We start from the raw sequence: 24,238 nt of genomic DNA, 5'->3' as shown, positions 1-24,238 counted from the left end.
CTCGAGGGGCTAGGCGCTGGAGCTAGACCATTCTCGAAGTGAATTTTATGCATTCATATCTTTTAATAAGAAAGGGAATGCTCCCTTCCTTATTATTTATTAACCAAATCGATAATATGAGTCCAAGTTGACTTTTTCCAAACATCCTTTGCGTCGCCGCTGCCGATCACTGCGTAACCGAATATTGCGCCGAGAACGACGCTTGCAGCTAACAGGACGATGACAATGATAATCCGAAGCCAGATCGGAATAAGGCGAACCCGGATTCTTTTCCTTTTCTCGCGTGTTTTTTTCGTCTTTTTTGCTTCTTCACGCGTTTTTGCTTCTGAATTACTCTTGTTCAAAGCCATATTGATGGTTCTTCCCCTCTTAACGGATTCCATTCACTAGCCCGAGCATTTGATCGGCCAGGGTAATTGTTTTGGAGTGGAACTGAAAGCTGCGTTGTACATTGATCAGATCCGTCATTTCTTTGCTCATGTCTACATTCGATTGCTCGAGCACTCCTTGCTGGATGGCGATTTGATTGCGCAGGGGCCCAGTCAGGTCCGTGATTACTTCTCCCTCGGTGACGCCAAGCGCAGCAAGATTTTCCGGCAGCCCAAGTAGATTCGCCCCTTTTTGCTCTAAAAATTGCGGCTTATTCACGATCGCTACTCCAAGATTGACTTGCTGGCTTGTCCCATCATACCGTTCGGCTGTCAATAGGCCTGTTTGATTAATAGTAAAGCTCTTCACATTCCCTGCGATCGTGATCGCCTGGTTGTTGTCGTCAAGGATCGCATGGCCATCGCTATTGACTAGCATTGTCTCGGTATCGGAAAGCGGCGTCAAATAAAGTGCGCCATTGCGGGTCAATACCATGTCCGCGCTGCCATCTTCATTCTCGACCATCGTTCGGTAAAATTGCCCTTCTGCCGTAAAAGCGGTATCCAATGGCCGATCTGTCGTCTTCAGATTCCCTTGCGTAAGATTCAGCTGGATTTGGCCTAATCTTGCTCCATTTCCCTGGCGAATCTGAAACGGAGTCAGCCGGTTCGCCGGTTCGAGCGCATCATTCGGCTGATTCCGGAATTCCTGAACAAGCAAGTCGGTAAAGGACGCTTCGCGGCGCTTGTACCCAGCCGTATCGATATTGGCAAGATTATTGCTAATCAAGTCCATCTGCTTTTGCAGCTGGGATAATGTATTGGTTGCGGTAAACATGGTTCTATTCATATTTTCCCCTTTTTGCGCACCGAGTATCAGAGCGCTATCCGTTTGTTAAAATTCTTTTCGCTTATAGCCTTCCAATCTCGTTGGCAGCTTTCTCCATGCTTTTATCATAAGCCTGAAGAATCTTTTGGTTTGCTTCAAAGGCACGGTAGGCGGTCATCATATCGGTCATCGTCCTGCTGACGTCGACATTGGATTGCTCCAGGAAGCCTTGCTGTGTCCTGAACTGAACGCCACGGGTCCCTGCAGCAAGCGGCAATTCCGCTCCATTTTCTGTCCGAAACAATCCGTCGCCTTCTTTTACCATCCGCAGCGGATTGTTTGCATAAGCCACGCCAAGCATTGCTTTCTCGCCATTTTCCCCTGTCAGGTTCCCGCCTTCTGACACGGTATAACGGTCGCTTGACAGCTGGATCGGCTGGCCGGCTGCATCAAGCACATATTGGCCGCTGCCAGTCGTCAAATTCCCTTTGGCATCTACCGTGAAATTTCCGTTTCGAGTGTAGCGAACTGTGCCATCTCCGTTCTGCACAGTAAAAAACACCGAACCATTTTCAGGCATATTGACATCGAGCAGCGCCAAATCCGTCTTCCGCCCTGTTTCGCGTACATCCCCCTGGATAAACTTTGGAATCGCTTCTTGCATGTATACACCGGTTTGAAGGGTGCCGATCTCCCGGTTGAACGGCAAATTCAGGCCATTCTCTGTCGGGATTTGCACCTTGTCAAAGCGCTCGAGCAGCATTTCCGGGAACGCCCGCATCGCTGCCTGATCCGCTTTATAGCCAGGTGTATTGGCATTCGACATATTATTTGTCAGCATTTCCGTCCTGCGCTGCTGCGCTAGCATCCCGGAAGCAGCTGTGTAAAAGCCTCTGAACATACACTCACACCCTTTTTTTTAAAAAAAATCGCTCTACCCCTATTATAAGAAATAGTTCGGCAAGAAGCAGTAGAAATTTGTTGGATTTTGGGTTTTATTCGAAAATAATTGAGGAAAAAAGAAAAAAATCCGGAATCCTTGGTATGTACACCGGCAAAATTCCAGATTTTTTATGTTAGATGATGCTGCGCCGGCCTGCGATCCGATCGATATTATCGAGCATGATGCCCGTCCCAATTGCCACGCAATCCATTGGGTTTTCGGCAATCAATACAGGTACCTTCAATTCCTCCTGCATCAGCTGGTCGATGCCGTGAAGCAGGGCGCCGCCGCCTGTCAGGATCACGCCGCGGTCAATGATGTCAGCGGACAGTTCTGGCGGAGTCTTTTCAAGCACGGTCTTTGCTGCCTGAACGATGACGGCAACCGATTCCCTCAATGCTTTTTCAATCTCTTCTGAACGGACAGTAATCGTGCGCGGAAGTCCGGATACCATGTCCCGGCCGCGGATTTCCATTTCCTCATTGCGGCTTCCAGGGAAAACCGTTCCAATTTGGATCTTAATATTTTCAGCGGTACGCTCCCCGATCAACAGCTTGTATTCGCGTTTGATGTAATGTAAAATTTCGGCGTCAAATTTATCCCCAGCCATTTTAATCGACTGTGAGGTAACGATGTCACCCATGGAAAGGACGGCAACATCCGTCGTTCCTCCACCGATATCAACGACCATATTCCCGCTTGGCTGGAAGATGTCCATGCCAGCGCCAATGGCGGCAACCTTTGGCTCTTCTTCCAAATAAATCTTCTTGCCGCCGCTTTTTTCTGCAGCTTCCTTGATCGCCTTTTGCTCAACGCTGGTAATATTCGTCGGACAGCAGATCAGAATCCGCGGCTTCGACAAGAACCCTTTTACATTCAATTTATTGATGAAATGCTTGAGCATGGATTCCGTTACATCGAAATCCGCGATTACCCCATCTTTTAACGGCCGGATTGCGACGATATTGCCCGGTGTTCTCCCGACCATTTTGCGAGCCTCTTCCCCGACAGCCAAAACCTTATTCGTATTCTTATCGATCGCCACAACAGACGGTTCATTCAAGACGATTCCACGGCCCTTAACATGGATCAACACATTGGCCGTCCCAAGGTCAATCCCGATATCCCTAGCAAACATACTACTTTTCCTCCTTGACAAATGCGCTGGCTACGGCTGACTTTCGCCTCGTTATCTCAGCTGTCGAATTTCCTTTTCTATGTAAAATAGACCACGATTTCCGAGAATCTTCAGACGTTGCCGCAATCGGCGAACCATATACTACCCTAATTGTTTATTCTACCACAACGCCATGAAATAAGTAACAGGGAGTGGGGGAAAATGGCGGTATTTTGTGCGATTCTGTCAAAATTTCGACCACAATAAAAAGGCGGCAGTCTCCGCTATGGATAAAAGCAGAATCATACACACCTTTTGTGGCGATGCCCGGCTTTTCTCCATCGAAGCTGGGCATTTTTTAGCAATCTGTCGTCAATGGCGATTCCGTTTAATTACGTTCCCTCCTTTCGCTTCGTTGCGGATTTTTTCATTTCACAGCTTCTTCTTCCCTTTCCTCTTTACGGTATTTCATTTTCGTGGCTTCTCCGCCCCTTAGGTGGCGAATTGATTTATGGTAATCAAGGATTTCTTTTACTTCATCGGCAAGGTCAGGGTTGATTTCAGGCAATCTTTCTGTCAGGTCTTTATGGACGGTACTTTTGGATACGCCAAACTCCTTCGCAATGACGCGAACTGTTTTTCTCGTCTCCACGATATACTTTCCAATCTTGATTGTTCTCTCTTTGATGTAATCGTGCACACCACTCGCCCTCCCTAAATTGGATGTGAGAAGTGTGAAATGAGACTCGCTTTTATCGGCTAATACTATATTCCGCAAAAAAGGTATCATTGCGGCAGAAGAAGGATCCTTCTGGATAATACGAAGAATAATCATGTCCCCGGCTGAATCCGAATATTGTTCAAACGACTCCTCACCTCAAACACTCTCTTTGTCAGGTTTATAACATTTTATTAGCTTGGGTGAGGATATATGCACGAAAAACGCAATAGGGACAAGGTACAGGAAAGTTTTTTGAAAAATGGAACTTTTATTTTGAAAAGCGCAAGCGCCTTGGTCAGCCCCGACAAGCGCTGGAGCTGGACAATTCTCGAAGTGGAATTTATACTTCCTTTTCTGAGAAAATTACCAGCAGGCGATGGCGCCGTCGGTTCTCATTTCGGTTCCGCCGGTTAGCACGCCTGTGTTCGGGTCACGGACAATGATCTGCCCTCGCCCGAAGCCTCCGCTATCATACGCCACTTTCAGCTGATGGCCACGGCGGGCGAGCTCCTTGACGATATGATTAGGGAAATGATGCTCCACTTCTATCTGCTTGCCGCTGATCCACTGCCAGCGCGGCGCATCTAGTGCCGCCTGCGGGTTCATGCCGAAGTCGATCATATTCATCGCTACCTGGACATGCCCTTGCGGCTGCATATAGCCGCCCATCACGCCGAATGGGCCGACTGCCTGACCGCCCTTCGTGAGGAAGCCGGGAATGATGGTATGATATGTCTTCTTGCCTGGGGCAAGCGCGTTCGCATGATGCGGGTCGAGCGAGAAATCATGCCCGCGGTTTTGCAGGCCGATCCCTGTTCCCGGAACGACGATACCAGAGCCGAAGCCCATATAATTGCTTTGGATGAACGATACCATATTGCCTTCGCCGTCGGCAGTCGCTAAGTAAACGGTTCCGCCTTTCGGAAGGGAACCTGGTTCAGGCATTCTTGCTTCATCGGAGATTTTTGCCCGCGCTTCCATGCCATACCGCTCTGATAATAAGTCCGCTATTTTGGCCTGCATCGTCCTCGGGTCGGTGACATATTCCTTGCCATCTGTGAACGCCTGCTTCATCGCTTCGAGCTGGCGGTGGACACCGATGACATCCTCCCGATGGGAAAACTCGTACCCTTTTAAAATATTCAATGCCATCAAGGCAACGATTCCCTGCCCATTTGGTGGAATCTCCCACATCTCGTGGCCGCGGTAGGATACGGATATAGGCTCAACCCATTGCGGATAATAGTTTTCCAGATCAGACTTGCTTAAGAATGCGCCGGCAGTGGTTGCGGCAGTTGCGATTTTTTCCGCAAGTGCTCCTCTGTAAAAACTCTCGCCATTCGTTTCGGCAATTTCCTGGAGTGTATCTGCATGGTCCGCTGATTTCCACATCTCGCCGGCTTCAGGTGCTCTGCCTTCAGGAGCAAAGACGCGGAACCATTCTGCGAATTCCTTGCCCTGGAAGCGACTCTTATAAGCATTGTAAGCACCCTTCCAATATTTTGCGAGAATCGGCGTCAGCGGATAGCCATTGCGGGCATAGTCGATGGCCGGCTGCAAAACTTCCGTAAGCGGCAGGCGGCCGAACTTTTTCGATAGCTCCGCCCAGGCAGACGGTGCCCCCGGAACCGTGACCGGAATCCAACCATGCGACGGCATTTTTTCATGACCAAGCTCTTTCACCTTTTCAATCGAGATCGATTGCGGTGCTGGACCGCTCGCATTCAAGCCATACAATTTGTCTTTCACCCAGACAAGCGCGAACGCATCGCCGCCAATTCCATTCGAAGTCGGTTCCACAACCGTCAGGCATGCTGCCGTCGCAATTGCCGCATCAACCGCGTTGCCGCCCTTTTTTAACATCTCAAGCCCCGCCTGTGCAGCGAGCGGCTGTGAGGTAGCGACCATTCCATTGCGCGCCACCGCAGCCATACGCTGAGATGGATATGGATAAGTATGCAAAGACATTCAAATTCCCCCATTAATATTCGTCTTACGAAATAGTATACCAAAAATAGCGAAAATTCAAAATTAACTACTCGCATGGGGGGAAAGATACCCTTATGCGGGCATTTTCACCTCTATAAGGGCATCATTCAGGCGGAAAGATACCCTTATGCAAACATTTTCTCCTCCATAAGGGCATCTTTCGAGGGGAGAGATACCCTTATGCGGGCAGTTTCATCTTTATAAGGGCATCTTTCGGGCGGAGAGATACCCTTATGCGGGTAGTTTCTCCTCTATAAGGGCATCTTTCGGGTATGAGCACCAATCTGTCTTAAACGCACAGAAGTCCGGCCATTAATGGCCGGACTTTCTATTGTCCACTTGCGATTTTTAATTCGTAAAATGCTTTTACCCGGGATACGACGTCGGTGGATCCGGAGTCTTCGATCATCATTGCGACGATCATATTGGCTTCTTCTGGATTGTAGGCGACGAACCATCCTAGCTCTTTGCCTTTTTCACCTTGGGTTTGTTTGATTTCTGCTGTGCCTGTTTTGCCCGCCAATGGGTAGTTGGCGATTTGGGCGCGGTGTGCGGTTCCGTTTGGATCGGTAACGACCTTCGTCAGCATGCTGTTGATCAGCTGGGCATTTTCTGGGCTGACTATGCCTTGTTTCCACAGCTGTCCTTGTTCCTCCTCGTCATTCAGAATCGGTTTGATCAGGCTGCCTTTGTTCACAAATGGTGAGTAGGCGGCTGCAAGATGGAGGATATTCATTTGGATCTGTCCTTGGCCATACGCTGAGTCGGCGAGGCTGATTTCGCTGTCGATTTTGCCGATTTGCGAAGGCTCGATTGGGTATAAGTATTCTGGCTGATCTTCAAAGCCGAATTTTTTCAGGCCATCTGTAAAAATTTCCTGTCCCATTCCGAGCGCAACACGTGCGAAGTAAATATTATCTGAGTAGATCAGCGCTTTTTCCAGATTGATATTTCCGATTACATTCGAGTACCTCGTCACTTTGTACCCGCCCCATGAAGCGTCCTTGCTCCATTGTTTCTCGGTTATTTCAAATGCAGTATCTGCCTGAAGTTTGCCGCTCTCGAGCCCGACTGCTGTGGTGATCGGCTTCATGACGGACCCAGGCACATAGGTTAGTTTGAATCGATTGAGGAATGGCTTAAGCGGATCTTCCTCTAGTATTTTTTGTTTCGTTTGCGAGATTCCAAGTGTCATTTCATTTGGGTCGAAGCCTGGTGCGCTTACAAGGGCGAGCGTTTCTCCCGTCACCGGATTGATGGCCGATGCCGTCCCTGCTTTTCCTTTTAGCTGATCATATAATTGCTGCTGGGTGACGACATCAATGGTCAGCTTGACATCCTTGCCGTTTTTCGCTTGCTTTTCTGCGAGCGTCTTAACCGTGCCGTTTTCCTTTACAATCGAAATTTTGATGCCGTTTGTGCCTTTTAATTGGTCTTCGAGAACCTGCTCCAGTCCGCGGCGGCCAATTAGGTCGGTTGCTGTATAGCCTTTGCCATCCAGCTGTTTAAGGTCATCGGCTGTGATCGGGCCAATATAGCCGATTAAGTGGGACAATGCTGCTCCGTATGGATATTCACGAGCCCCAACTGTCTGGCTTTTGACGCCTTCCATCGCAAACAGTTTTTCTTGCAGTCCTTTGTCTTCTTTTGAAATTTTCTTCAATGGCACAAACAAGTCGTCTTTTACCCAGCTGGCGCTCATCGCCTTGTTGATTTGCTCCACAGACAGATCGAGCAGTTGCGCCACCTTGGCAATCGTCTGCACTTTCTGGACGCCAAGCTCACCCGGAACGACTCCTACCTGCACAGCGGTGCCGTTGATGGCTAATCCATTGCCTGCTCGGTCAAGGATGTTGCCGCGCATCGCCTGAACATTCTTGTAGCTGATTTTATCGCCTGCCCCGAGCTCGGGGAAAATATAGGTCGTGTTCCAGGCGACATACCAGTTTGAATCTTCTCCCTGCTTTTCTTTTAGCAGTGTCGCATTATGGTCAAATTCAATCGGACCAGCAGCACTCTCCATTTTTGCCGAAAAAGGCAGTTCGGCATAGTCTTCGTGTTTCTTTTCCTCTTGAGGCTGTTGGTAGTCGATTGCAAGCTTGTCTATTTCCAAATCCTGATAGACTTTATTATAGCGAGAGACGAATTCCTCCTTTGTAATGGATGCCTTCGCGTCAGCTGATAAAAATGGATACATCTCATTGAATTTTTGGTCGTTCCAAAGCTTCACGTACTGGGAAAATCGTTCTTCGGGAGTCGGCTCCTTGCTGCAGCCAGAAATAATTGCGGCCATTAGCACCGACACAATAATGAAAATGATTCGTTTCATCTGCACCCCTCCTCCTGACTGATTTTACCATACTCATCTTGATTCGATAAGTGTGAAGATTAAAAAAAACCCGCCCTTCGTCCAGGCGGGTTTCAAAATGTTTGTTTTTTTAAGAGTTGCTTGTTGTACCAGCGTTTGTTGAAGAATCCTTTTCGGAGCCATCTTCTGCTGGCTTGTCTTCAGCTGGGGTTACGTCTTTCATGCTATCTTCTGATGGTGCTGTGCCGTCTGATCCTTCATCCGCTGGAGTATCATCTTCAGACTTTCCTGCGTCTGCGCCAGAGGAAGCTTTCTCTTCTGTCACATTGGCTTCCTGCAACGCGCTCAGTGGCTTGTTGAAGTACTCATGCGGATCGACAGGTACATTGTCCTTGCGGATTTCGAAGTGGACGTGGTTGCCTGCCTTTTCATTGATCAGGCTTGTTCCGGACTTCGCAATTACTTGTCCTTGCTCCACCTCGTCGCCAACTTGAATTTCATAGTCTTTTACTGACTGATATTGTGTTACAATACCTTTGTCATGTTCAATTTCAATGACATTTCCAAGGACAGCATCTTCCATGACATTTTTGACCGTACCGCTTAGCGACGCGATTACATCAAATTCCTTGCCGTCTTTTTCGGCAATGTCCAGTCCAGTGTTTGGATGGTACGTATTATCATAGAACACTAGAGCTGCTTCTTGCTCCGCTGGGTCGCTGTCATTATTGTAGAATCCCATTTGAATGACAGCATCGTCTTCACTCACTACTGGCATTACGAAGTTCTCCATCGCGCGATTTACTTCGACTGCTGGCTGATCATTCATTTTTTTGCCAGGCATGTCAGTCGCTCTGTATTCCGACTGATCCAGCTGATCGGTCGCGCTGTTTTGATACCAAAGGACACCAGTTAGAATGATTGCGGCACTAGCAATATAAACTGTTGGATACACCCACCGCTTTTTGAAAAAGCTGTTCTTGCTTTTGTTTTGAGAAGATTTATTTTCTTCCTCTCTCATTTTCATCACCTCAGCAATCAGTTTGAACAGAAGCGAAACAATATATACATAGAGCGGAAAATTTTTTACTGCTTATTTTTCGACAAAGGGAAAGATTTTATGCAAAAAAGTTTTGGAAAAGATTGGTTGTTTACTACATTAAAGTGGGGTTTTATGATGAAAAAGTTCGTTGTGTGGATTTTCCGTTTGCTTCCTGTTGCCTATATGGCGGCGATCTGGGTGATGTCGAGTCTGCCTGATACGGCAGTCATCGAGCTGCCGGACCGCGGCATCGATCGCTTTGTAAAAGAATCGCTTCATCTCGTTGAGTTTGGCATTCTGTATGTGCTGCTTGTCCTGGCTGCGCTGACGACCGGGCGCTTTACAGCGGCATTAAGCTTTGCCTTCATGGCGGTGGCGATCGGCTACGGCTTGCTTGATGAGGTTCATCAAAGTTTTGTTCCGGTCCGTTCTGCTACGGTGATTGATTTTATAAAAGATGTAATTGGGGTGTTAGCGGCATCGCACTTCCTGCACCACGCCTACTTCAGCGGCAAGTTTGTGCGGCTTGGGAAGGTTATGCGCGGGTTCGAGGAGAGAGTTCGGGGATGAACCGTCGATAAAAAGCTCCCAACCGTCGATAAAATCTCGGCAACCGTTCATATATTCGCTTCAACCGTTGATATCATAAAATCGGACACAAAAATTTCCTATAATATCAGCAGGAATTTTTCTCGTATATAAAGAATGCATACTAAAACAAAGAAGGAGTGACCAATTTGATTGAAAAAGAAAGGACATATCCCATCCGTCTTCTCATGTATGAGGCTTTATTGGAGAGAATCATACCCAATCACCCTAAAACCGCATTTATCGAACAAGATTATAGAGCCAGGCGTGCTGGTTACAGAGGGGAGCTGCAAACGGATTACCGTTTGAGTTTTCTCCCTGAAAAAGGTTTCCATATTTTCAGGGATTTGCGGCTGCAAGATGAAAAATGGCATTTTCAGATTGATACCCTCCTTTTAACACTTCAATATATCCTTCTAATTGAAACGAAAGCCCATTCCGGTACCCTTTTCTTCGACAAACATTCCGAACAAATGATTCAAACAAAGAATGACCAAGAAAAATCATATGATAATCCCATTAACCAGGTTCGCATGCAAGCCTGGCATTTGAAGAGATGGTTGCAGAATCATAAGTTCCGTGTTCCGCCGATTTACCAACTAGTTGCGATCAGCAATGCTTCTACTATTATCAAGGTTAGTGACCATTCCCTGAATAACTTGATAGTAAAAGGAGATGTATTATTAAGTCGTGTTCATCCGTTCGATGAAAGGACTACAACCCCCATTTTTACGGATAAAGAAGCAAGAAAGTTAGCAAAGTCCCTTTTAAAGAATCATTCTCCTCACCACCCTGACATTTTGAAACAATATTCCCTCTCAGCAGACGATCTACAAAAAGGTGTTCAATGCCCGGCTTGTTTATCATATGGGATGAATCGCGAAAAGTGGATTTGGCGTTGTCCCGTTTGTGAACACAAATCCAAAACAGCTCACCATAAAACTGTCAAGGAATTTTTCCTCCTGATTAGTCCTACTATTAAAAATCAAACGTGCAGAGAGTTTTGCCCTGGTGTATCCTCCAAGACGATCAAAGACCTTTTACTATCTTTGAGCCTTCCGCACACTGGCACCAATAAAGGCCGAATCTACCACATGCCACCAGACATCGAAATCTTTTTTGATTCTGTGAAAGAGTCGCATGCCACACGGAACTCGCGAACAAATACTAAGGCAAACCACCACACTAATCCACGCTAAAAAGCCAGGACTGCTTTTCGCCCTGGCCTGGTGATCACTGTGGCTACGTTTTATTTCTTAGCTGTTGCCTTCGTCAGCATGCGATCAGCTTCGAGAATTTCGACGCCTTTATAATAATGCTTGACGATGTCTTGATAGTTTTTTCCTTCGGTAGCCATGCCGTTGGCGCCATACTGGCTCATGCCGACGCCGTGGCCGAAGCCTTCGGTTGTGATGACGACATTATCGCCTTTGAGTTCCCAGCTGAAGTCGCTTGAGTACAGGTCGAGCTGATCGCGGATTTCTTTTCCAGTCAGGATTTTGCCTCCGATCTCCATTTTTGCGACTCGGTCTCCCGTTGTCCTCGAGAGGACCTTGCCGATGGTGTCGGAAGCAGGCAGTTTGACCCCTAGCTTCGCTTCCACTTCCGCTACAGGCATGACGATCTGCCTGCGGAACTTTGGTGAGTTCCGGTCCCAAGGGCTTTCCACACTCCGCAAGTATGGCACCGAATTGGACCAGTATTCCTCTGAGTTTTCAGTGAAACCGTTCGAGGTCGAAAAAAAGGTCGCATCAATAGGCTCTCCGTCAAATGTCAGCACTTGGCCATCAGTGGCTTTTACAGCCTCCGTGATTTTCTTGATCTTCCATTGATAATCGACGCCCCACTGCTTTTTCAATTCTTGTTTATTTTTAAAAACCTGGTGGATTTCCGTATCATTCAATTGCGCACCCTCAGGGACGCCCACTTTATTCGGCAGAAGCATTTGCCTGACATAATATGTCCTGGCCGACAGTGCCTGCGCCTTCAATGCCTCTAGCTCAAACTCAGCTGGCATTTCAGCAGCTACGACACCGATTAAGTACTCATCAAGCGGAAGCTTTTCCGTTTTAGACAAAGCTGTCCGGTAAACAGCCACTTCCACCGCGGAATCTGCGGTTGGAGCAGCCGCCACCGTCGTTTCACTTTGCAGCTCTGACCCTAGTTTCCCGCCTGCCTTTTCTTCCATAAAAGGGAGGACGAGCAAAGATGGAATCAGGAGCGTAACAAAAAATAGGATGGCAGCTAGTACGAAGAATGGTTTGATTTTTAACATAGAAAAAGCCTCCATATGAATGAAATTTCACGGTCGGTAACCGTCTCATTCCATTCATATGGAGGCGGACAAGCTTTTATGACAGGTTTTGCGCTCTCCTAAAAAGTTCAGTCGAAATTGGACAATATTTTTTGGAAAAATCCAATCAATGAATCAAAAAACCGCAGAACGATACTGTCAAGCACTGTTCTCCGGTTTTATGAGCACGATGATTTATGCCTTCATGTCAGAGACAAAAGTTTCCGTAATTGGCTGCTCTTCCACTTCGCGGACGCGTTCGATATCGGCGCCGAGAGCTGCGAGCTTTTGATGGAAGTTCACATAGCCGCGATCCAGGTGATACAATTCTGTTACGCGTGTTACTCCTTCTGCTACTAGACCAGTCAGGACCAGCGACGCTGCTGCCCGCAGATCCGTTGCGGCTACTTCTGCTCCCTGGAGGTCAGATGGTCCATTCACGATGACAGAACGGCCATCAATTTTGATGTTTGCATTCATGCGGCGGAATTCCTCCACATGCATGAAGCGATTTTCAAAAACCGTTTCGGTAATCATGCTTGTTCCCTGGGCACGCAATAGCATTGCCATCATCTGTGACTGCATATCCGTTGGAAATCCAGGGTGCGGCATTGTCTTAATGTCCACTGCTTTCAATTTTTCCGGTCCGATGACCCGAAGGCCGTCCTCTTCCTCTATGACCGTAACGCCCATTTCCTCCATCTTCGCAACTAAAGAAGAAAGATGCTCTGGAACGGCGCCTTTTACAAGCACATTGCCGGCAGTGATAGCAGCGGCAACCATGAAAGTTCCGGCTTCGATGCGGTCAGGAATGATGCTGTGGTCAGCACCAAATAATATTTCGACACCTTCAATTTTGATCGTACCCGTGCCTGCGCCTTTTACCTTCGCTCCCATTTTGTTCAGGAAGTTGGCAAGATCGACGATTTCTGGTTCTTTCGCCACGTTTTCAATGATTGTTGTTCCTTTTGCAAGGACAGCCGCCATCATGATATTTTCCGTAGCGCCGACGCTCGGAAAATCAAGGTATATTTTTGCTCCATGCAGACCATTGACTGTTTCCGCTTCGATAAAGCCGTTGCCTACCTTGACGGTCGCACCCATGGCTTCAAAGCCTTTCAGGTGCTGGTCAATAGGGCGGGAACCGATTGCACATCCTCCAGGCAGCGCTACGCGAGCACGGCCGTTTCTGGCAAGCAAGGATCCCATAACTAATACAGAAGCACGCATTTTTCGAACATACTCAAAAGGTGCTTCTATTTTTAACTCTCTGGATGCATCTACTGTAATTGTGTTATTTTTAAACTCCACTACGGCGTTTAAAGAACGTAATACTTCGTTGATGGTATATACATCGGAGAGAGTTGGCACATCACGAATTACGCTTTTTCCGTCACTTGCTAATAATGATGCAGCGATAACAGGCAAGACGGCATTCTTAGCTCCTTCAACCTTTACAGAACCGCTTAGCCTTTGTCCGCCGCGGACGATGATTTTTTCCAAGTGTATTCCCCTCCGCGTCCAATTTCTCTATATTAATATTCAATCGTTATGATGGGTGTGCCAACTACGACGGTAGTCTTTGCGCCCAATCGTTCAGTTTTTCGTAATCCAAGCTGCATATTCATGTCATGTTCATTGCTCAGCTTTTTGTCGAACAAAGGCGAAACGGCGGAAGTTGAAATAAATGCTTCTTCTGCTAACCCTTCCACTTCACGAGCGTTAAATGCCTTTAGCAATTTGTTTTTGTAGACAGGTAAAGCCGATTTTATCTTATCATTGATTTCGCCTTTTACACAAGAGAAAATTGTTGCCTTTCCTCGAAAAATGTCAACTATCCTGCCTGGCAGGTTTTCGTTGAGAAAGTTTTCCGTATTGTCATTCCAGCTCTGACCTCTGACCTCATACAAGACATACGTCTGTAGAGGGCCCTTTGTGTCGGTCGAAACAAGTTTTATTTTTTCAAGAATTCCAGAGGAGGTCCGCACAGCAGTACGTTCTCCGTTGTTTCGAGTCCATGTCCAATCTGGCAGCTGAAGCTTCAGGTTCTTTTCCAAAGTTTCGACATTTTCTTGTTCCAATGTTTCCCTTGCATATAAAGACCAACCAGTGATCAAAATATCTTCGTCCTGCAAAACCGTGGCCAAGGTTTTTATTTCATAATCAGCGTCAGCTACAGTCGTCTTATTCCCAGCCTGGAATACAATAAAACCAATAATGCCAAAAATTGATAAAATATATGGAATCTTCTTCATATACAGCTCACTCTCCCCTTACTACCATTCTTACCAGGAGAGCGAATCGCATACTTGGGAATTGTCGTCACTTTTTGACATTATTTTATGTACCAACTTGCCCGGGTGTTTATCGATTGTGAAAAAACAAACATGCCTGTGCGAAAAAACAAACACAAAGAGAATTTTACTTGATAATCTTTGATTTGAAAAGATGTATGAAGACCTAATTTTTTACCAATTAGGGTATGTCTGACATACTACTGAAAAACGAGCGGGAGCTGCTGGGACCATTGAAGGTAATCTAGAAAGAAATTGCTGACTAACGATCCGAGCGCTATCGAAAGCAGGATATACAGCATCCGGGCTTGAAGAATATGATTTCCTCTTAGCAGTTTGTCAAAATGGAGTGCTTGAAGAGCCCACCACGAAAGCGCGATAAAAACCAAATGCGTCAAAATGCTCGTCAGCGCAAAGGCGCCAAAACTTGTTAGCATTCCCAATTCCCCCTTTTCTTATTTATTTTATCATAAATTTTACTCAGCTTGTCGAAAAAGAAAAACCGGGCAAACTGCGCCCGGTTCTTATTTGGTTTGGCTGATACGTTGCTGTTGATTTTCACTTCACTCGTCCGAGTCTCCCCTTGATCGCTAATCCCGCGGGAGTTGAGTTATCAACAGAGTGGTGCAACACAGCTTATCTCATAAAATCGACGAATTGATGGAAATTGCTGTGCATGAAGTCGATGGCTATGTTTGGCATGACTCCGAACAGGATCGTGCCGATTGCTGCTACTAGGAGCACGACAATTGTTGCTGCTGGCAGCTTGATTTTTTCATCGGTTGCTGCCGGGCGGAAGAACATTTGCGTCATGACTCCGAAGTAGTAGAAATAGGAGACAACGGTTGCTGCGATCATGATCGATACGAGCACGTAATGTGCTTCATCGACTAACAGTGCTCCCATGAAAATATTCAGCTTCCCGATGAAGCCTGCTGTACCTGGGATTCCTGCGAGTGACAGGATGAAGATTCCCATTCCGACTGCCAATAATGGCGAACGGCGGTATAGCCCGGCAAAATGGCTGATATCTTCTGAACCGGTTTTTGCGGTGATCGTCTGGATGACCGCGAATGCGCCAAGATTCATCAACACGTATGCCAGCAAATAGAACCAGATGGCATCGAAGGTCACAAAGGACATCGCTGTCAGTGCGACAAGGATGTAACCGGCATGCGCGATGCTTGAGTACGCGAACATGCGCTTGATGTTGCGCTGTCTTAACGCGACGACGTTCCCGATGATCATCGTTGCTCCGGCGAGGAAGGCAATATAATCCTGCATCGCGAACAGCAGCGGAATCGGTTGGCCATCTCCTTGTGCGACTGGTACGTATCCAAAGATCGATAGCAGGATGCGCAGGATGATCACAAAGCCTGCTGTTTTGGAGACGACGCTCAGAAATGCCGTCACTGGTGTTGGTGCTCCTTCGTACACATCAGGTGCCCACATATGGAATGGAGCAGATGCCAGCTTAAAGGACAGACCGACAAAAATCATCAAAAACGCCAGTCCAAGCAAGTAAATAAGCTGAGGGTCATTCACGCTGCTAAAGACTTGCGCAATCCCTTTTAAATTAGTCGTTCCGGCAATCCCGAATACATAGCTCATTCCGAACAAAGTGATCGCAGAGGAAATGCCGCCGTTAAGAACGTATTTCATTGCGGATTCGTTCGATTTCAGGTTGCGTTTGCGCATACCTGCAAGGATGTAAGACGGAATCGACAGCAATTCAAGCCCGACGAACAAAGTGATCAAGTCGCCGCTTGAGGCCATGAACATCGTCCCAAGCAGGGCGGATAGGAACAGGTAGTAAAACTCCCCTTTGTAATCCTCCAGCCCTTCATTCGCGTGGAAGTCAATTGCCAACAGCAGGACAAGCGCTGCTCCAAGCAGAAGAATCAGCTTAAAGGCGATCGCGAATGAATCAAGCCTGAACGTATCGGATAAAATCGATGTAGTATCGGTACCGATCAAAGTTACTAGGGAAACGAGTGCGAGCACCACCCCAGCAAACCCGACCCAGCCAAGGATTTTGCGGTCGATATGCTTTGGCATGAATAAATCAGCGACTGACAAAACGGCTATAAAACCGAGGAGGATGAATTCCGGAGTCATCGTCCCCCAATCAAATGATAGTAGTGTATCGAGATCCATCCTTCATCACCCCCCTATTCCCATCAAGATAGTTTCTAATGTTGCCTGAAGTGGTTCACTAAGAACGGCCGGAAATACACCGATTAGAACGATCAACCCGACAAGCACCAGCACCGGTGCCCATTCGAAGGAACGAAGGTCACTTAGCCCGGCAAACTCCCGCTCTGCTTGGCCATACGTGATCGCAAGCACCGCGCGCAGCAGGTAAACAGCTGTCATAATAATGCCCAGTGTACCGACCGCTGCAAGGACAGGGCTTTCTTCAAACAAGCCGAGGAATGCCATGAATTCGCTGACGAAGCCTGACATCCCAGGCAGTCCAAGCGAAGCAAGCGCCCCTGTTAGCAGGAAGCCTGATGCAAGCGGCATTCCTTTTGCCATGCCGCTAAGATTGGCAAGCGTGGTTGTGTGTGTTCGTTCATAAAACACACCGACAAGGAAGAACAATAGTGCTGAAATGAGACCGTGTGACACGACCTGGAAGATCGCTCCCTGAATTCCTGCTTCATTTAATGCTCCAAGTCCGATTAAAACGATCCCCATATGGGAAATAGAAGAATAGGCAAGCACCATTTTGAAATCTGTCTGGATAAAAGCAAGGAACGCTCCGTATAGCAGGTTTATCACACCCAGTACTGCAATTAGCCCGGCTATTTGTGCGAATTGTTCCGGGAAAATCCCGATTCCAAAGCGGATCAAACCGAAAGCCCCGATCTTTAGCAGGATTCCTGAGTGAATCATCACGATCGATGGCGGCGCCTCTACGTGGACCTTCAGCATCCAGCTATGGAGCGGGAAGATTGGCAGCTTGACGCCGAAAGCGACAAGCAAGGCAATTAATAGTCCCATCTTCAAAGAATCCGACACAGGCGCGAACAGCGTCGCATTGTCTGTGTTCATGATGACCTTCAGCATTTCGATATTCGACGTGCCCGTTCTTGAGAACAGCACCATGATGACAATCAGCAGGATCGCTGAGCCAAGGCCATTATAAATCAAGAAACTGTAGGCAGCCTTTTCTTTTTCGTAATAGCCCCATTTCCCAATCAGGAAAAACATTGGGATCAAGGTGATTTCAAAAAACAGGAAGAACAAAATCAAATTTTGGGCCGTGAATACGCCGAGCATCCCAATTTCAAGAAGCAGGAACAGCATGTAGTAGCCTTTCCACTCTTTTTTGATATGGAAGGATGCTATTGCCGCAAGTGTGGCGATCACTGCCGTAAGTAAGACCATAATCAAACCGAATCCATCGATGCCAAGCTCGTAGTTCACCGAGAATATGCCTTGTTGCTCGGCATTCTGGCCGCCGAATTGGATCCAGCGAACTTTTTCGGAAAAACCAGCGAGATTGCTGCCGCCGCGATAGGAAAAATAGGCGATCAGCGCAAGCAGCAACGATGGCAGCGTGGCCAATACCCCAAGCATTTTAATGCCTGATTCATTCGTTTTTGGCATGAAAGTCAAAAGCAAGATTCCTAGCAAAGGGGCGAATACCAGCAAGGTAAGAAAATAGGTGAAATCCATTATAAATACCCCCCTGTTACCGCATAGATGACAATCAGAACTGCAAGGCCGACGAATGCAATTGTGCCGTAAGTCTGCATCTGGCCGTTCTGGATTTTCGCACCGGCTTTTCCAAGGCCTTGAACCGTTGCCGTGGTCAGCTTCACGAGTCCCTCAACAACGAAGAGCTCAATGAACCGGAGAAACAGGCTGACTGCCTTCACGCCAAACACGATGCTTTGCTCGTATATTTCATCCATATAATACTTGTTTTTCACAATGTTATAGGCGATCGGCGCCCTGTTCGACAGCCAGTTGCGTGAAAGAGATTTTTTGCTGTACATCATCCACGCAAGCCAAATGCCTAGCAAGGAGACAAGCGTGGCGACAATCATGATCCACCCAGGGCCCTCGATATGACTGTGTCCAAGTGCTTCGTTTCCTTCGACAAGCCAGTCGCCAAGGAAAGTGCCGAACCAAGGTGTGTTCACATAACCAGCAATAATTGCTAGGACAGCAAGGACGACCATTGGCATTGTCATGGTGGATGGCGATTCGTGAACATTCTTCATTTCGCTGCGCGCTTCTCCGGTGAACACCATAAAGAATAGCCGGAACATGTAGAATGCTGTAAAAAATGCTGCGATTACTGCTAGCCAGAACAAAACGTAATTGCCATGCGCCCATGCGGCGATTAAAATTTCATCTTTACTGAAAAAACCTGAAAACAACGGGACACCGCTGATGGACAGCGTTCCGATCAAGAACAAAGGTCCAGTGAACGACAGCTTTTTCCATAGCCCGCCCATTTTTTCAATATCCTGAGTATGTACAGCATGGATGACGCTACCTGCTGCAAGAAATAGCAATGCTTTAAAGAAAGCGTGTGTCATTAAGTGGAAGACACCAGCTACATATCCGGCTGACCCGAGCGCGAGCATCATGTAGCCAAGCTGGCTGACAGTCGAGTACGCTAGCACCCGCTTGATGTCCGTCTGGACGAGGCCGATCGTTGCCGCAAAAATCGCGGTGAACGCGCCGACGATTGCTACTGTCAGCATCGCTGTCTCGCTCGCGTTAAACAGCGGAAACAGTGAAGCGACCAAATAGACACCAGCCGCAACCATTGTCGCTGCGTGGATCAATGCAGACACCGGCGTAGGACCTTCCATCGCGTCCGGAAGCCATGTGTGCAGCGGGAACTGACCTGATTTTCCGACCGCCCCGATAAATATCAGGATCGCAGTTACGGTAATCATCGTTCCGGAAATCGCGCCTTCTTCCACTGCTGCGAAAATTTCGTCGTATTCGAAGCTGCCAGTTTGCCAGAATAACAGAATCATCCCGATGAAAAGCCCAACATCCCCGATACGGGTCATGATGAAGGCTTTCTTTGCAGCCGCTTTGGCGCTTTCCTTGTAAAAGTAAAATCCGATCAACAGGAATGAGCCAACTCCGACCAATTCCCAGAAAATATAAGTCTGCAAAAGGTTCGGCGACAGGACGAGACCAAGCATCGCAAAAGTAAAAAGTCCCAGATAGGCATAGAAAACTGGGATTCGCTCATCCCCATGCATATACCCTTTTGAATAAGTATGAACAAGGAAGCTGACAAGAGATACGATTACCAGCATCAATGCGTTTAATTGATTTACTTCAAAGCCCGCAGTAAGTTCCAAATTCCCTATTGTCAGCCAAACGGCTTCAGCTTTATGTGTCGGTCCATCCAGTCGCTCCAGGAGCACGAGGATGGAGTAGACAAGGGAGGCAAGCGTCGCAAGGATTCCGACGAATGCGCTCGCTTCTTTAAGCTTTTTTCCGAACAGCAGAAGGAATAGAAAGGATACAAGCGGGAATAGCGGAATGAGCCAAGCATTCTCCATTAATATCACAATCCCCTTTTTTGAACGTGCGCATAAGCTTTCTTTTGTGCGCCCGTCAGATTGAGGCCCGCATCATGCGGGGCAGTCCAGCTAGTAAACAACTTTTTCATACGGCCAATGCCGGTTATGATAGATTCCATTAGTTTTTCAATTCCGTCATTTCATCGATCAGGACACTCCTGCGGTTGCGGTAAAGCGAAATCAAGATTGCCAGTCCCACCGCTACCTCAGCGGCTGCCACTGCGATGGAGAACAGCGCGAACACCTGGCCGGTGATCGAGGGAGCGGCTCCGTATTTGCTGAAAGTGACGAGGTTAATATTGACCGCATTCAGCATCAGTTCGATGGAAATCAACACAATCACGGTGTTCTTTTTCGTCAGGGCACCGTACAGTCCGATGCAGAAAAGAATAAGTGCTAGTGCCAAAAAGGCTGAAACCGGGACAGAACTCATTCCTGATCCCCCTCCTTTTCGTCATCCTTGCGCGCGAGGACGATTGCGCCGACAAGCGCAGCGAGCAGGATCACGGATGTCAGTTCAAATGGGATAATGTATTGCGAGTATAGTGCAACCCCAATTTGTTCTGTGTTGTTTTCATGCAGGGTATTCGGCAATGCTTGGAAATCCAGATTATAGATTCCAAAATAGACTGCTGCGCCAAATCCAAGGACTCCGAGCAGCAGCACGAGCTTGCGCAGCCTCCCGCCCTTTGGCTCTTCCTCGTCGCCATGATGGCGGGTGAGCATGATTCCAAACAGCATCATGATGGTGATGGCGCCGGAATAGATCATCACTTGGATGACCGCCAGAAATTCAGCGGACAAGAGCACATAAATGCCTGCAATACTAACAAAGGTAAAAACGAGTGCTACGACCATGTGGATCACATTGGTAAGGTTCAATAACAGCACGCCGCCGATTACCGCCACTAACGCAAGGGACATAAACGCAAAAAATTCGCCTGTTAACGTCATGGTTTATTCACCTTCCGTATATTCTCATCATTTTCGTCAAGCCATTCCAGGTTCTTGAATAAATTATCCCGGCTGTATTCGGCAAGTTCAAAGTTATTTGTCATGATGATCGCTTCAGTCGGGCACACTTCTGTGCACAGGTCACAAAGGATGCATAGCTCAAAGTTGATATCATACGTATCAATGATCTTGCCTTTTTTCGTTGGATCAGGATGCTTTTTACCAGTCAAGTTAATGCAATCGGTTGGGCAAATATTGACACACTGGTTGCAAACAATGCATTTTTCAGGATAAAACTTCTGGATCCCGCGGAATCGGTCCGGAAGCGGAATCGGTTCGTTTGGATAATCGTATGTCACCTTATCACGAGTCAACTGTTTTAGGGTATAAGCTAATCCTTTTGTCCATCCTAGCACGTAATTCACCCCTTTAATGCAGGAAGCGACGCTGCTTCCATTCCTATTTTAGAAAAAATTCTTTTATCAATGCAGTAAGGAAAATGTTTCCCAGCGCTACCGGCAGAAGCACTTTCCAGGCGAACTCCATCAATTGGTCGGCGCGGATACGAGGGAACGTAGCCCGGAACCAGATGAGGATGTAGACGACCACGCTGAATTTAAGCGCGAACCAGACAGCTCCTGGAATGAAGCCAAGGAACGGCAGCGGCAGCCAGCCTCCAAGAAATAATAAAGTGATCAAAGCAGACATTGCAAACATATACACATATTCAGCCAGCATAAACATCGCCCAGCGGAATCCGGAATACTCTGTGTGGAAACCGGCAACAAGCTCGTTCTCTGCTTCGGCAAGGTCGAATGGCACCCGGTTCAGTTCAGCGGTTGCGGCAATAAAGAACACGATGAACGCGATCGGCTGCCAAAGAATAAACCAGCCGCTATTTTGCTGTGTTTCCACGATATCATTCAGATTAAGGCTGCCTGATAACAGGACAATCCCCAACACGCTCATGACCAGCGGGATTTCGTAGGAAATCATCTGGGCCGCGGCACGCATACCGCCAAGCAAGGAGTATTTGTTGTTGGAAGCCCAGCCTGCCATCAGCATCCCGACGATCGTCAAGCCTGAAATAGCAATATAATACAGGAAGCCGACATTTAGATCGGCAAATTGCAGTTTATCCGTCAGCGGAATCGTTGCCATGACCATGAAGGACGGGGCGAACGCAATCACCGGTGCGAGGATGAACAGCGGCTTATCCGCTGCTTTTGGGATTAAGTCTTCTTTTACAAGCAGCTTTACGACGTCGGCAACGGATTGCAGCAGCCCCCATTTCCCGCCGACATGGGCTGGACCATAACGGCCCTGCATAAAACCGAGCACTTTCCTCTCTGCCAAAATCGCCATTGTTACGAATCCAAGGATTACGAACAAAAGAACGACTGCCAGGACGAAGAAAATGCTGAAATTCATAAGGCCCGCACTGGATTCGAGTAGGTCCTGAACCATTATCCGTCTACCTCCCCAAGAACGATATCAACCGCTCCTAAAATTGCAATCAGATTTGAGATGCTTTCGCCTTCGAGCAGCTTAGGGAGGATTTGCAAATTATAGAAACTAGGCCTTCTGAATTTAAGGCGGTACGGCTCTTTTTTGCCATCGCTGGAAATATAGCAGCCAATTTCGCCTCGGGAGCCTTCGATTCGAACAAACGCTTCCCCTTTTGGAGCCTTGATAATCTTTGGAACCTTGGCCATGATTTCTCCCTGTTTCGGGAATTGCTGCACAGCCTGTTCAATAATTTTCAGTGATTCTACGATTTCGCCCATCCTTACATGATAGCGGGCCAGCACGTCGCCTTCGTCACGAGTGACAATATTGAAGTCGAAGCGGTCATAAATGGAATACGGTTCATCTTTGCGCAAATCCCACTTGACACCGGCTGAACGCAGGTTCGGGCCGCTCAAGGAATATTGGATTGCCTCTTCCTTTGTATATATACCGATATTCTTTGTCCGGTTCAAGAAGATTTCATTGCCTGAAACAAGCTGGTGATACCCCTTCAGCTGTTCCCTCAGGTATGGTACGAACTCCGCTACCTTTTCAATCCAGCCCTCTGGAGCATCCCATTTTACGCCGCCTACACGCATATAGTTGAACGTCAGACGGGCTCCGGACAGTTCATTCAGCAAATTCAGGATCATCTCCCGGTCACGGAATGCGTAAAGCAATGGGCTTGTCGCTCCGAAATCGAGGATGAATGTTCCCCACCACAGCAGGTGGCTGGCAACCCTGTTCAACTCCATTGCAAGTACCCTTAAGTACTCAGCGCGTTCCGGAATCTGGACGCCCATCATTGTTTCGACAGCGTGGACGAGGACATAGTTATTCGTCATCGCTGAAACATAGTCCATGCGGTCTGTATACGGAATGATCTGGGTATATTGCAGATTTTCCGCCAGCTTTTCCGTGCCGCGGTGCAAATAGCCGATGACCGGCTTCGCTTCTACAATGATTTCCCCGTCGATTTTCAGAACGAGGCGGAATACACCGTGTGTACTAGGGTGCTGCGGCCCCACGTTCAAGAGCATTTCTTCTGTGCGTATCACGGGCTACACCTCCACATCATACGGTTCATAGTCTTTTCTTAATGGGTGGCCGACCCAGTCTTCTCCAAGCATGATTCGATGGAGGTCAGGATGGCCCTCGAATTTAATGCCAAGCAAGTCATACGTTTCACACTCTGGCCAATCAGCTCCTGCCCATAGTGGCTGGACGGACTGAGTAACAGGCTGATCGCGGTCAAGCTTGACCTTCAACGCAACTGACTGCCTGTTTTTGTATGAGTACAAGTGAACATACACTTCCATATGTGTCTGGAAATCCGTTCCGTGAAGCTCTGAAAGGTAGTCGAAGCCTAATAGTTCGTTGTACTTCAGGAATTCAGCCAGGCGATAATAAGATTCTTTCTTAGCGACTAGTGTTGGAACATCTTTTGAAAGAGGGTTTATATACGAATCTTCCAAAATATCATCACCAAGATTATCGGTAATCGCTTTTAAATATTTATCTAGATAAGGCTGGTTTGGAGATGGCTTTTGCTCTTCCGCGGCCTTTTCTGCTCCTGCGTTCGCCGCGCCTGCGGACTTCGCCTTTGCAGCAGCAGCGGCCTTTGCCTTGGCTGCAGCAATTGCTTTCGCTTTCTCGTCGTCAGCGGAGCCTCCTCCAGCTGCATTAGCTTTCGCTTTCGCTGCCGCTGCAGCCTTT

The 24,238-nt window shown here is 47.7% G+C and carries 23 protein-coding genes; 2 read left to right on the top strand and 21 right to left on the bottom strand.

The features are described 5' to 3' along the window. Nucleotides 1–92 precede the first annotated feature (92 nt). From UB32_RS17695 to UB32_RS17660, 8 genes are all read right to left on the bottom strand, one after another. The gene (locus UB32_RS17695) at nucleotides 93–350 is read right to left on the bottom strand and encodes a DNA-directed RNA polymerase subunit beta (protein WP_044396292.1); all 258 of its coding nucleotides are present in this window, start codon (nucleotides 348–350) and stop codon (nucleotides 93–95) included. Nucleotides 351–369: 19 nt separating this feature from the next. Next, nucleotides 370–1,218: a flagellar hook-basal body protein gene (locus UB32_RS17690; protein ID WP_044396291.1), complete on the bottom strand. Its 849-nt coding sequence runs from the start codon at nucleotides 1,216–1,218 to the stop codon at nucleotides 370–372. Nucleotides 1,219–1,279: 61 nt separating this feature from the next. Next, entirely contained in the window at nucleotides 1,280–2,098 is an 819-nt protein-coding gene (locus tag UB32_RS17685; protein WP_044396289.1) for a flagellar hook-basal body protein, read from the bottom strand. Nucleotides 2,099–2,273: 175 nt separating this feature from the next. Continuing rightward, nucleotides 2,274–3,278, bottom strand: a complete 1,005-nt coding sequence (locus UB32_RS17680; protein WP_044396286.1) for a rod shape-determining protein — start codon at nucleotides 3,276–3,278, stop codon at nucleotides 2,274–2,276. 406 nt (nucleotides 3,279–3,684) lie between these two features. Next, nucleotides 3,685–3,957: a sporulation transcriptional regulator SpoIIID gene (spoIIID, locus tag UB32_RS17675; protein WP_044396282.1), complete on the bottom strand. Its 273-nt coding sequence runs from the start codon at nucleotides 3,955–3,957 to the stop codon at nucleotides 3,685–3,687. A 384-nt stretch (nucleotides 3,958–4,341) separates the two neighbouring features. Continuing rightward, a complete protein-coding gene (locus UB32_RS17670; RefSeq protein WP_044396280.1) occupies nucleotides 4,342–5,946 on the bottom strand; it encodes a gamma-glutamyltransferase family protein in 1,605 nt (534 codons plus the stop codon). 349 nt (nucleotides 5,947–6,295) lie between these two features. Next, nucleotides 6,296–8,296, bottom strand: coding sequence for a penicillin-binding transpeptidase domain-containing protein (locus UB32_RS17665; RefSeq protein WP_044396277.1), 2,001 nt, complete (start codon nucleotides 8,294–8,296; stop codon nucleotides 6,296–6,298). Nucleotides 8,297–8,405: 109 nt separating this feature from the next. After that, nucleotides 8,406–9,296, bottom strand: a complete 891-nt coding sequence (locus UB32_RS17660) for a M23 family metallopeptidase (protein WP_044396275.1) — start codon at nucleotides 9,294–9,296, stop codon at nucleotides 8,406–8,408. On the opposite strand from UB32_RS17660, the gene UB32_RS17655 reads away from it, so the two are divergent. Continuing rightward, nucleotides 9,267–9,887, top strand: a complete 621-nt coding sequence (locus tag UB32_RS17655) for a VanZ family protein (RefSeq protein ID WP_347230926.1) — start codon at nucleotides 9,267–9,269, stop codon at nucleotides 9,885–9,887. The genes UB32_RS17660 and UB32_RS17655 overlap by 30 nt on opposite strands. A gap of 167 nt (nucleotides 9,888–10,054) precedes the next feature. Then, nucleotides 10,055–11,104 (top strand): nuclease-related domain-containing protein, encoded by a 1,050-nt coding sequence (locus tag UB32_RS17650; RefSeq protein WP_052807101.1) that lies wholly within the window; start codon nucleotides 10,055–10,057, stop codon nucleotides 11,102–11,104. 50 nt (nucleotides 11,105–11,154) lie between these two features. Here UB32_RS17650 and spoIID read toward each other — a convergent pair whose 3' ends face one another. From spoIID to UB32_RS17585, 13 genes are all read right to left on the bottom strand, one after another. Beyond that, nucleotides 11,155–12,180, bottom strand: coding sequence for a stage II sporulation protein D (spoIID, locus tag UB32_RS17645; RefSeq protein ID WP_044396273.1), 1,026 nt, complete (start codon nucleotides 12,178–12,180; stop codon nucleotides 11,155–11,157). Between the two features lie 213 nt (nucleotides 12,181–12,393). Then, nucleotides 12,394–13,701 (bottom strand): UDP-N-acetylglucosamine 1-carboxyvinyltransferase, encoded by a 1,308-nt coding sequence (gene murA, locus UB32_RS17640; protein WP_044396271.1) that lies wholly within the window; start codon nucleotides 13,699–13,701, stop codon nucleotides 12,394–12,396. Between the two features lie 32 nt (nucleotides 13,702–13,733). After that, complete coding sequence (locus tag UB32_RS17635) at nucleotides 13,734–14,453, bottom strand: YwmB family TATA-box binding protein (RefSeq protein ID WP_044396269.1); 720 nt, start codon at nucleotides 14,451–14,453, stop codon at nucleotides 13,734–13,736. A gap of 239 nt (nucleotides 14,454–14,692) precedes the next feature. Continuing rightward, entirely contained in the window at nucleotides 14,693–14,929 is a 237-nt protein-coding gene (locus tag UB32_RS17630) for a DUF1146 family protein (protein ID WP_044396266.1), read from the bottom strand. Between the two features lie 199 nt (nucleotides 14,930–15,128). Continuing rightward, nucleotides 15,129–16,649: an NADH-quinone oxidoreductase subunit NuoN gene (gene nuoN / locus UB32_RS17625; RefSeq protein WP_044396264.1), complete on the bottom strand. Its 1,521-nt coding sequence runs from the start codon at nucleotides 16,647–16,649 to the stop codon at nucleotides 15,129–15,131. A 6-nt stretch (nucleotides 16,650–16,655) separates the two neighbouring features. Beyond that, a complete protein-coding gene (locus UB32_RS17620) occupies nucleotides 16,656–18,176 on the bottom strand; it encodes an NADH-quinone oxidoreductase subunit M (RefSeq protein ID WP_044396262.1) in 1,521 nt (506 codons plus the stop codon). Further along, nucleotides 18,176–20,038 carry an NADH-quinone oxidoreductase subunit L gene (gene nuoL, locus UB32_RS17615; RefSeq protein WP_044396260.1) on the bottom strand — a complete coding sequence of 621 codons (1,863 nt, stop codon included), beginning with the start codon at nucleotides 20,036–20,038 and terminating at the stop codon, nucleotides 18,176–18,178. Before nuoL ends, UB32_RS17620 begins: the two co-directional genes overlap by 1 nt. 139 nt (nucleotides 20,039–20,177) lie before the next feature. After that, nucleotides 20,178–20,492: an NADH-quinone oxidoreductase subunit NuoK gene (nuoK, locus tag UB32_RS17610; protein WP_044396258.1), complete on the bottom strand. Its 315-nt coding sequence runs from the start codon at nucleotides 20,490–20,492 to the stop codon at nucleotides 20,178–20,180. Beyond that, on the bottom strand, nucleotides 20,489–21,013 hold the full coding sequence (locus UB32_RS17605) for an NADH-quinone oxidoreductase subunit J (RefSeq protein ID WP_044396256.1): 525 nt from the start codon (nucleotides 21,011–21,013) through the stop codon (nucleotides 20,489–20,491). Before UB32_RS17605 ends, nuoK begins: the two co-directional genes overlap by 4 nt. Then, nucleotides 21,010–21,429 carry an NADH-quinone oxidoreductase subunit NuoI gene (gene nuoI, locus UB32_RS17600; protein ID WP_044396254.1) on the bottom strand — a complete coding sequence of 140 codons (420 nt, stop codon included), beginning with the start codon at nucleotides 21,427–21,429 and terminating at the stop codon, nucleotides 21,010–21,012. The genes UB32_RS17605 and nuoI overlap by 4 nt, the downstream gene beginning before the upstream one ends. A 43-nt stretch (nucleotides 21,430–21,472) precedes the next feature. Continuing rightward, on the bottom strand, nucleotides 21,473–22,480 hold the full coding sequence (gene nuoH / locus UB32_RS17595) for an NADH-quinone oxidoreductase subunit NuoH (protein WP_044396252.1): 1,008 nt from the start codon (nucleotides 22,478–22,480) through the stop codon (nucleotides 21,473–21,475). After that, complete coding sequence (locus UB32_RS17590; RefSeq protein WP_044396250.1) at nucleotides 22,480–23,580, bottom strand: NADH-quinone oxidoreductase subunit D; 1,101 nt, start codon at nucleotides 23,578–23,580, stop codon at nucleotides 22,480–22,482. The genes nuoH and UB32_RS17590 overlap by 1 nt, the downstream gene beginning before the upstream one ends. Nucleotides 23,581–23,583: 3 nt before the next feature. Then, on the bottom strand, nucleotides 23,584–24,238 hold a 655-nt coding region (locus tag UB32_RS17585), incomplete at its 5' end, for an NADH-quinone oxidoreductase subunit C (RefSeq protein ID WP_044396248.1).

Source organism: Mesobacillus subterraneus, assembly GCF_000934845.1.
GTDB lineage: Bacteria > Bacillota > Bacilli > Bacillales > Cytobacillaceae > Mesobacillus > Mesobacillus stamsii.
Note: the sequence above shows the minus strand (reverse complement) of the source record. Positions and strands in the feature narration are given on the sequence as shown.

Bases quoted from the DNA above. Each gene is read 5' to 3' on its own strand.
- UB32_RS17690 (WP_044396291.1), bottom strand. From the start codon at position 1,218: ATGAATAGAACCATGTTTACCGCAACCAATACATTATCCCAGCTGCAA.
- UB32_RS17605 (WP_044396256.1), bottom strand. From the start codon at position 21,013: ATGACGTTAACAGGCGAATTTTTTGCGTTTATGTCCCTTGCGTTAGTG.
- UB32_RS17635 (WP_044396269.1), bottom strand. From the start codon at position 14,453: ATGAAGAAGATTCCATATATTTTATCAATTTTTGGCATTATTGGTTTT.
- UB32_RS17670 (WP_044396280.1), bottom strand. From the start codon at position 5,946: ATGTCTTTGCATACTTATCCATATCCATCTCAGCGTATGGCTGCGGTG.
- nuoN (WP_044396264.1), bottom strand. From the start codon at position 16,649: ATGGATCTCGATACACTACTATCATTTGATTGGGGGACGATGACTCCG.
- nuoL (WP_044396260.1), bottom strand. From the start codon at position 20,038: ATGGAGAATGCTTGGCTCATTCCGCTATTCCCGCTTGTATCCTTTCTA.
- UB32_RS17680 (WP_044396286.1), bottom strand. From the start codon at position 3,278: ATGTTTGCTAGGGATATCGGGATTGACCTTGGGACGGCCAATGTGTTG.
- UB32_RS17665 (WP_044396277.1), bottom strand. From the start codon at position 8,296: ATGAAACGAATCATTTTCATTATTGTGTCGGTGCTAATGGCCGCAATT.
- spoIID (WP_044396273.1), bottom strand. From the start codon at position 12,180: ATGTTAAAAATCAAACCATTCTTCGTACTAGCTGCCATCCTATTTTTT.
- UB32_RS17630 (WP_044396266.1), bottom strand. From the start codon at position 14,929: ATGCTAACAAGTTTTGGCGCCTTTGCGCTGACGAGCATTTTGACGCAT.
- UB32_RS17685 (WP_044396289.1), bottom strand. From the start codon at position 2,098: ATGTTCAGAGGCTTTTACACAGCTGCTTCCGGGATGCTAGCGCAGCAG.
- nuoH (WP_044396252.1), bottom strand. From the start codon at position 22,480: ATGGTTCAGGACCTACTCGAATCCAGTGCGGGCCTTATGAATTTCAGC.
- nuoK (WP_044396258.1), bottom strand. From the start codon at position 20,492: ATGAGTTCTGTCCCGGTTTCAGCCTTTTTGGCACTAGCACTTATTCTT.
- UB32_RS17620 (WP_044396262.1), bottom strand. From the start codon at position 18,176: ATGGATTTCACCTATTTTCTTACCTTGCTGGTATTCGCCCCTTTGCTA.
- UB32_RS17660 (WP_044396275.1), bottom strand. From the start codon at position 9,296: ATGAGAGAGGAAGAAAATAAATCTTCTCAAAACAAAAGCAAGAACAGC.
- UB32_RS17695 (WP_044396292.1), bottom strand. From the start codon at position 350: ATGGCTTTGAACAAGAGTAATTCAGAAGCAAAAACGCGTGAAGAAGCA.